This is a genomic window from Bacteroides caecigallinarum (assembly GCF_021530995.1).
GTDB classification, from domain to species: domain Bacteria; phylum Bacteroidota; class Bacteroidia; order Bacteroidales; family Bacteroidaceae; genus Phocaeicola; species Phocaeicola faecigallinarum.
On the sequence record NZ_JADYTF010000144.1, the window covers coordinates 1 to 7,654 of the forward strand.

The 7,654-nt window shown below is 40.1% G+C and carries 7 protein-coding genes; all 7 read right to left on the reverse strand.

Translation table 11 applies throughout. The features are described 5' to 3' along the window. Positions 1-114: 114 nt before the first annotated feature. Complete coding sequence (locus tag I6E24_RS14715) at positions 115-882, reverse strand: TerB family tellurite resistance protein (protein WP_235329310.1); 768 nt, start codon at positions 880-882, stop codon at positions 115-117. A 117-nt stretch (positions 883-999) separates the two neighbouring features. After that, complete coding sequence (locus I6E24_RS14720; protein WP_154044766.1) at positions 1,000-1,464, reverse strand: V-type ATP synthase subunit K; 465 nt, start codon at positions 1,462-1,464, stop codon at positions 1,000-1,002. A gap of 53 nt (positions 1,465-1,517) precedes the next feature. Further along, a complete protein-coding gene (locus tag I6E24_RS14725) occupies positions 1,518-3,317 on the reverse strand; it encodes a V-type ATP synthase subunit I (protein ID WP_235329312.1) in 1,800 nt (599 codons plus the stop codon). Next, positions 3,314-3,919 carry a V-type ATP synthase subunit D gene (locus I6E24_RS14730; RefSeq protein ID WP_235329314.1) on the reverse strand — a complete coding sequence of 202 codons (606 nt, stop codon included), beginning with the start codon at positions 3,917-3,919 and terminating at the stop codon, positions 3,314-3,316. Before I6E24_RS14730 ends, I6E24_RS14725 begins: the two co-directional genes overlap by 4 nt. A gap of 25 nt (positions 3,920-3,944) precedes the next feature. Continuing rightward, complete coding sequence (locus I6E24_RS14735) at positions 3,945-5,264, reverse strand: V-type ATP synthase subunit B (RefSeq protein ID WP_235329316.1); 1,320 nt, start codon at positions 5,262-5,264, stop codon at positions 3,945-3,947. 27 nt (positions 5,265-5,291) lie between these two features. After that, positions 5,292-7,049, reverse strand: a complete 1,758-nt coding sequence (locus I6E24_RS14740; protein ID WP_235329318.1) for a V-type ATP synthase subunit A — start codon at positions 7,047-7,049, stop codon at positions 5,292-5,294. Between the two features lie 15 nt (positions 7,050-7,064). Beyond that, the coding region (locus I6E24_RS14745) for a DUF2764 family protein (protein WP_235329320.1) at positions 7,065-7,654 on the reverse strand (590 nt) is incomplete at its 5' end.

A 7,654-nucleotide genomic window follows, 5' to 3' on the forward strand; every position in this document is an offset into this window, starting at 1 on the left:
CACTTATTCCCTAAACTAACAAGCACTTTATTTTATATATGTTACACTTTATGACATTTTTGCAATCTGTACTATACAAAATCGAGTTTCTTTTTCATAAAGTGCGATTATTTTTTATCTCATACCTCTAGCCTTGTATATACGTTCCTTGGCGTTATTAATATCCTGAAGTTTCTCTTCAGCTGCTTTTCTTATATCCTCACCCAATGTAGCTACCCTGTCCGGATGATGTTTCAGGACCATCTTCTTGTAGGCTGTACGGATTTCATCATCCGATGCATTTGGAGAGACCTCAAGAACCTTATAAGCCTCGTCCAAAGACTTACCTCTCATATTAAGCATTGATTCCACTTCCTTATATGAGAGTCCCATTGCCAAAGCGACTTCCTTTAGAGCTTCAATTTCATCCTTGCATACGTTACCGTCGCTCTGAGCAATCTGCGTCAGGAATCTCAACAGCTGAAGACGCTCCTCATACGACATGTTAGAAGCGATCTGTGCTCCACACTCATGTATAGTATTTTTAAAAGCCATCGGATTCGATTTATCCATTTGTTTTCTCTGTTCAAACAGGTTCAGCAGAATCTGTTCGCCTTCAGAAACAGACACCTCACCAAAGTTATTTCTAAGGAAATTTCTGACAAACTCCATCTCGCTATGCATTATTCTGCCGTCAGCACGTATAATATACGACGCCATCACCAGCATAGAGAAAAGAAAGCTGTTTCTCTGTCCTGCATATTCATTCTGGTTGCCTGAAGTTTCCATATCATTTTCATTTGCATTGTCAAATAATGATCCGATGGCAAAACCAGCTAAGGCACCTAAAGGTCCCATAGTTACAAATCCCATAAGACCACCTATCCATTTTCCGTATCCCATATTATCTACATTTTTACATTACGTGACAAAGTTATAAAAAAACTTCATATCCACAATAACATAAAAAAAGCTGTCCCAATCAAATTGAGACAGCTTTCAGTCTATTATATTTATATATTAAGCTGTGATAGCAGAACCCATCAAGAATGTAGCAGCAAGTGCAACGATAGCATACAATTCTGGGAATACGGCAAGAATCAATGTATTACCAAACACATTGTGTCCCTGACCAATAGCAGCTATACCATTAGCACAAACCTGTCCCTGACGGATTGCAGAGAAAAGGGCAACCAATCCAAGACCAATACCAGAGCCTAGCACTGCACAAGCCTGAAGAGTAGTGATTTCAGGAGTAAGTACTCCGAAGATATTCTGAAACATAAAGTAGCCAGCAAAACCATAAAGTCCCTGAGTACCAGGAAGCGCTGTCAACACAAGGAAGTTACCAAAAGCACTGTCATTCTTTTTAAGTGCTCCGATAGATGCATTACCAGCAATTGTTACTCCGTATGCACTACCGATACCAGACAAACCAACCATAACAGCTATGCCAATATAGGCAATCAAAAAATTCATTTCCATAATTCTAAAGTTTTTTATTATTATTTTTTCAGTTTATATACACGAAATACATTTTATTTTTTAAATGGAGAGTATTCCTTTCCTCCACCTTCATAACCTGAGTTCTTGAAAAACTCAACGAAAGTCAAACGCATAGGATGAACCATTGCACCAAGAACATTCATAAAGATATTGATTGAATGTCCGATGACAAATATAAGCACCATAACAATAGGGCCTGCTATTATATTGTCAGGACTCATACCTGCTGCAAGACTATTGAATACGCTTGCCAAAATACCTCCTGACAATCCCAATGCAAACAGACGAACATATGACAATATATCACCTAACAATCCGGTTGCCATATTATAGCTGTCCCAAAGTCCAAGACCGATATTCACGAAAACATTCTTACCTGGACTATTGTAAAGATAAGCCATAAGTAATCCTGCTATCACAAACACCATGTGTACTGTTCCACCCATTTCCATTGCACCAGCAAATGCTATTGCAGAACTAAGAATGACAAATATCCATCCTATTGTTCCGACAGCATACTTAAATCCGAGCTGTATAGTCTGGTTAACAGCTTTCAGCATCATTCCGAAGATTATCTGAACTCCACCCAGGATAAGAGACAGATTAAACATCTGCTGATTATCGAGTGAAATAGCTTCCTTCATCTTCTGCAGGAAAGACACCTGAATATCATAAATATTAAATCCGAAACATGTTCCTGTAAGCAGACCACAAACCATTGTAGAAGCTCCAAGGATTTGCACCAATGTAAGTATTGGTTTCATGCCCGAACTTATATTCTTAGCCATCAGCCTATATATAGTAACTGCCAACACCATAAACGCACCGTATCCTGTATCTCCAAGACACAAGCCGAAAAACAGCATGAAGAAAGGTGCAAAGAACGGAGTAAGGTCAAGTTCATTATATTTAGGCAACATATACAGCCTTATGATAGGTTCAAACAATCGTGAGAACTTATCGTTATTAAACAATATAGGCACATTATCTTCAGGTGAAGGGTTGGAAATCTCATAATAAGCTCCTTGATTATCCATGAAAAACTTAACATCTTCACTTTTAACTTCAGGAACCCAACCTTCCAATAATACGAGCTTATTGTCAGCCAAAGAATCTCCAGTCAAAACAACCTTTGAAAATTCTATTTCAGAATAGATCTTCCTTTGAGCTACTTCAAGGTCAGCAATTGATGTTATTGCCAAATCCTTGATGCTTTGATCCACTTTATTTATATCTTTTTCAAGATTCTCAACAGAGGATTTCAAGCTACTTAAAGATTTATCCGGCAATTTTGCATATTCCACTTCAAGTTCAGGAACATCTTTTTCTAATGTTATAGTTACAAAATAAACTTTCGAGCCTATTTTGTTTATAACAGTTGCATTATATGCCTGAATCCATTCATCATTAAATTGTTTTTCAGAACATATATAGAAATTCACTACATAACCGGCATTTCCAAGACGTTCTATATTACCAGAGTCGAAATCTCCCCATGGTTCTAACGAAACAATTTCCTTTTCAAGTACCTGTTTCCTATGAACCAGCTGTTGCTGATTTGCCTGCAGTTCAGACAATACCTCAAGAGTTATTTCTCCCTTAGCAGCATCACCTTCATGCTTATCTGCCACAACATTCATTCCCTGAAGGTATTTTATTGCAGCAGCATATTTAGCAGCCAATCGGATACGATCCTGAAGTTCCTGATTTTCTGCCGCACCTTGTGATTTCGTAAAAATATGAACTACACCAAGTTCACGCAGTTTTTTCAGAAACTCCTCATATTCCTTATAATATACAAGGAAAGTCAGCTTTTTCATTTTAGCAATCATTGTTCAGCCTCCTTTCTCTTTTCCTGGATAGATTTCAGAATCTTCTGCGATGATTTCGACAGATTCTCTTCATCCTCCATGAAACGTTTAATTTTTCTCAATGCGTCCTGATATCCAGGAATCTGTACTTTCTCAAAAAGATTAACCTTTTGAGTAGTTTTTTTACGCGCATGTTCCAGCAAGCCCAATTTGGCGAGTGTAAATTCTCTCTCTATGGCAGTTTGTGCCAATGTCTTCAAGATATGAAGTCCGTCAGCATACCATTTTGGAGAAGAGAACATACTATAGTGACGGATATTGAAGTCCACAGACTCAAGTAGCGGAACCCTGACACCGGCAATCTTTCTAACGCCCAAATGAACATCCTTCACTTTTATCAATGAAGCATCAAATTCATTCCAGAGTGCGAACATGGCTTCATACGCCTGAATCTGACGTTCAAGACGTTCCTCAAGTTCCACAGCTTCAGTCTTGCAACGTTTCACTTCAAGTCTCAGTGCACTTTCCTTGTTCTTAATGATAGGAAGCGTACGGACTCGAACCTTCAGTTGCTTTTCCAACTGCTGCAGCGAGGTTTTGTTATATTGAAATTTAATAGCCATTTCTCTGTTTTTTTATTGAATTCGATTACTTCTTCCAATACTGATCTACAAACTCTTTCTTGATGTTAACCTCTTCAGGCTTGAAATACTTGCTGAACAATCCCCAAGTAACATCAAGCATTTCTGTTGTATTGAGGTTCACATCAATAGCAAGAAGCTGATTTGCATAATCCTTGGCAAAGGCCAGAGTACGTTCGTCGTAATTTGTAAGGTCGAAACCGTTTTCCATCTTGGTCTTAGCATTGGCCGCATCGGCATACAGACGTACGGCTGCATTCATAACCTGTGGATGGTCCTTACGGGTCTTCTTACCGCTAACCAACTGTTTCAGACGAGAAAGTGAGCGGAACGGATCGACGATAACCTTACCTATATCACTGTCACGACGCAGGAATAACTGACCTTCAGTGATATAACCAGTGTTATCAGGAACAGCATGAGTGATATCACCACCCGAAAGTGTAGTCACAGCGATAATAGTTATGGAACCGCCGCTAGGGAACTGCACAGCCTTTTCGTAAATCTTTGCAAGGTCTGAATACAATGAACCAGGCATAGAGTCCTTCGAAGGAATCTGGTCCATACGGTTAGACACTATAGCCAGCGCATCGGCATACGAAGTCATATCAGTAAGCAGAACAAGCACCTTCTGATTATGTTCCACCGCAAAATATTCAGCGGCAGTCAATGCCATATCAGGAATAAGCAATCGTTCCACAGGAGGGTTCTCAGTAGTATTTACGAAACTGATGATACGGTCCAACGCACCTGCGTTAGAGAACACATTCTTGAAGTAAAGGTAGTCATCGTTGGTCATACCCATACCTCCAAGGATAATTTTATCAGTCTCTGCACGAAGAGCCACGTTAGCCATCACCTGGTTAAACGGCTGGTCTGGATCGGCAAAGAACGGAATCTTCTGTCCTGACACCAGAGTATTGTTCAGGTCGATACCGGCAATACCTGTAGCGATAAGTTCAGAAGGCTGTTTACGTCTTACCGGGTTCACAGAAGGACCACCGATTTCCACTTCTACGCCCTCAACTTCAGGACCACCGTCTATAGGATCGCCGAAGGCATTGAAGAAACGTCCCGCAAGCTGTTCGCTAACCTTCAGTGTAGGCGATTTTCCAAGGAACACCACTTCTGCATTAGTCGGAATACCTTCAGTACCCTCGAACACCTGCAGCGTAACATCATCTCCGGCAATCTTAACGACCTGCGCCAGTTTACCGTTTACCATAGCCAGTTCGTCATAACCCACCCCTTTAGCTTTCAATGAGCAGGTAGCCTTGGTTATCTGGCTAATTTTGGTATATATTTTTTGAAATGCTTTTGTTGCCATTTTATGATTCTTAATTAATGAGATAAATTATTCGGCACGTCTTTCTGCAATAAGCTCCTGCAACTGCTTTCCGAATTCCACGTATTCGGCAGATTTATATTTTGAATAGTTCATTTGCTTGCAGATATTAATCATCTTCTTGAAGTATTCCATAACCTCCACGAAGTTATCGAACTTGAATTCTGTATGGCAAACATCTATCACCATATTTACAATTTCCTCCTGACGTTCCATAGGAGTAACAGAATCCACTTCATCAAATGCATCCTGCTGAAGAATTACAAAGTCAATAAGTTCAGACTTCCAGAAAATAACATGATATTCTACAGGCACACCATCATCACCCAGGATATTGATCTGTTCTGCAATTTCCTTACCTCTCAGCAATCTGGTTTTCAGTTCGTTAACCTTTCCTATCCATTCACCGTTAATACGTTCTGCGATATAATTTTCGAACTCAGGATATTCCAGATATTTAGAATAAGAATCAATAGGATTAACAGCCGGGTAACGTTTACGGTCAGCACGTTCCTGTTCCAAAGCGTAGAAGCATCGTGCAACTTTCTTAGTATTTTCTGTTACAGGTTCCTTCAGGTTACCTCCGGCAGGTGATACAGTACCGATAAATGTAATAGAACCAGTAGCACCGTTATTCAAATAAACATAACCTGCACGTCCGTAGAAGTTAGATATAATAGCCGATATATCCATAGGGAACGCATCAGGTCCAGGCAATTCCTCCATACGGTTTGACATCTCACGCAGTGCCTGGGCCCAACGTGAAGTAGAATCGGCCATAAGCAGAACCTTCAGTCCCTGAGCACGATAGAACTCAGCCATAGTCATTGCTGTATACACAGAAGCTTCACGAGCCGCAACCGGCATGTTTGACGTATTAGCCACGATAATGGTACGTTCCATCAGCTTTCTTCCGGTGTGTGGGTCCACCAATTCAGGGAATTCAGTAAAGATTTCCACAACCTCGTTCGCACGTTCACCACAGGCAGCAATAATTACGATGTCAGCTTCTGCCTGTTTTGAGATGGCATGCTGCAACACCGTCTTACCTGTACCGAAAGGTCCAGGGATAAATCCAGTACCACCTTCTACTATTGGATTTACAGTATCAATCACACGTACACCTGTTTCCAACAGACGGAAAGGACGTGGTTTTTCCTTATAGTTAGTCATAGCCTTCTTTACAGGCCATTTCTGAATCATGTTCACAGGAATATCGTTTCCTTCCTTGTCAGTAAGGACAGCCACAGTATCTTCGATGGTATATTCACCTTCCGGAACTATAGATTTTACTTTATAAGTTCCATTAAGCTGGAACGGAACCATTATTTTCAATGGCTGATGGTTTTCTTCTACTTCTCCAAGCCATGCTGAAGGTCCAACTTCATCTCCAGCCTTAACAATTGGTTTGAAAAGCCATTTAGCTTCTTTGTCCAAAGGATAAGTATATTGTCCGCGTTTCAGGAAAACGCCATCCATTTTGTCCAAATCATTCTGTAAGCCATCATAGTTTTTCGATAGCATACCCGGTCCTAAAGTAACCTCAAGCATATGACCAGTAAATTCAGCTTCAGCACCAACCTTAAGTCCACGTGTACTTTCGAACACCTGTACATACACATTGGTACCCACCACTTTAATAACCTCGGCCATAAGACGGTCGCCCCCTGTAGAGATGTAACAGATTTCATTCTGCGCCACCGGACCATCTACAGTCAGAGTCACCATATTGGCAATAACGCCAATAACACTACCTTTTGTTGCCATTTTATTATATTTAAACTAATTTCTAAATTCCTCAGGTATCTGAACATCATCCTTCAGAGCCTTGATCATGGCCCTGAACAGTTCATTACCTTTATCTTTATCCAATGATATCCATCTTTCTATCATCTCAAGCTGCAATAAAAAGACAAATAAACGTTCAACGGTAAAATAGTTAAAGAAAGATTCAGTCTCCATCCAGTCCCATTTCAGCTGGTCAACCTTCTTTTCTCTTTCCACCAAATCATCTATTTCTGATATTCTCTGAATATTTTCCAGATAAACTAGCGTATCGCCCAATCCGAAATCTCTGGCATTCGAAGTACGCAACATTTCACACACCTCAGTATTTCCTACTATACTCGAAGCCACATCCTGTTTATACTTACGGGCATGAATTGCCGTCAGAATATTGTTGATATTAAGATTGAACTCAAACCATGAAGAGATAAAGCTATTCCTGCATTTCATCGCATACGAATAGTAGTCCGAAGCCAGAATATCATTAGCCTTATATTCCTCTTCTGGATCGAGAGAAAAATATTCAGAAATAAATTTAGAGAAATAAGATGGGAACTTTTTATCGGGAATATCTCCATCCTTTACGG

Coding starts and splice junctions, on each gene's coding strand:
- I6E24_RS14740 (WP_235329318.1), bottom strand. CDS start 7,049: ATGGCAACAAAAGGTAGTGTTATTGGCGTTATTGCCAATATGGTGACT.
- I6E24_RS14715 (WP_235329310.1), bottom strand. CDS start 882: ATGGGATACGGAAAATGGATAGGTGGTCTTATGGGATTTGTAACTATG.
- I6E24_RS14730 (WP_235329314.1), bottom strand. CDS start 3,919: ATGGCTATTAAATTTCAATATAACAAAACCTCGCTGCAGCAGTTGGAA.
- I6E24_RS14735 (WP_235329316.1), bottom strand. CDS start 5,264: ATGGCAACAAAAGCATTTCAAAAAATATATACCAAAATTAGCCAGATA.
- I6E24_RS14725 (WP_235329312.1), bottom strand. CDS start 3,317: ATGATTGCTAAAATGAAAAAGCTGACTTTCCTTGTATATTATAAGGAA.
- I6E24_RS14720 (WP_154044766.1), bottom strand. CDS start 1,464: ATGGAAATGAATTTTTTGATTGCCTATATTGGCATAGCTGTTATGGTT.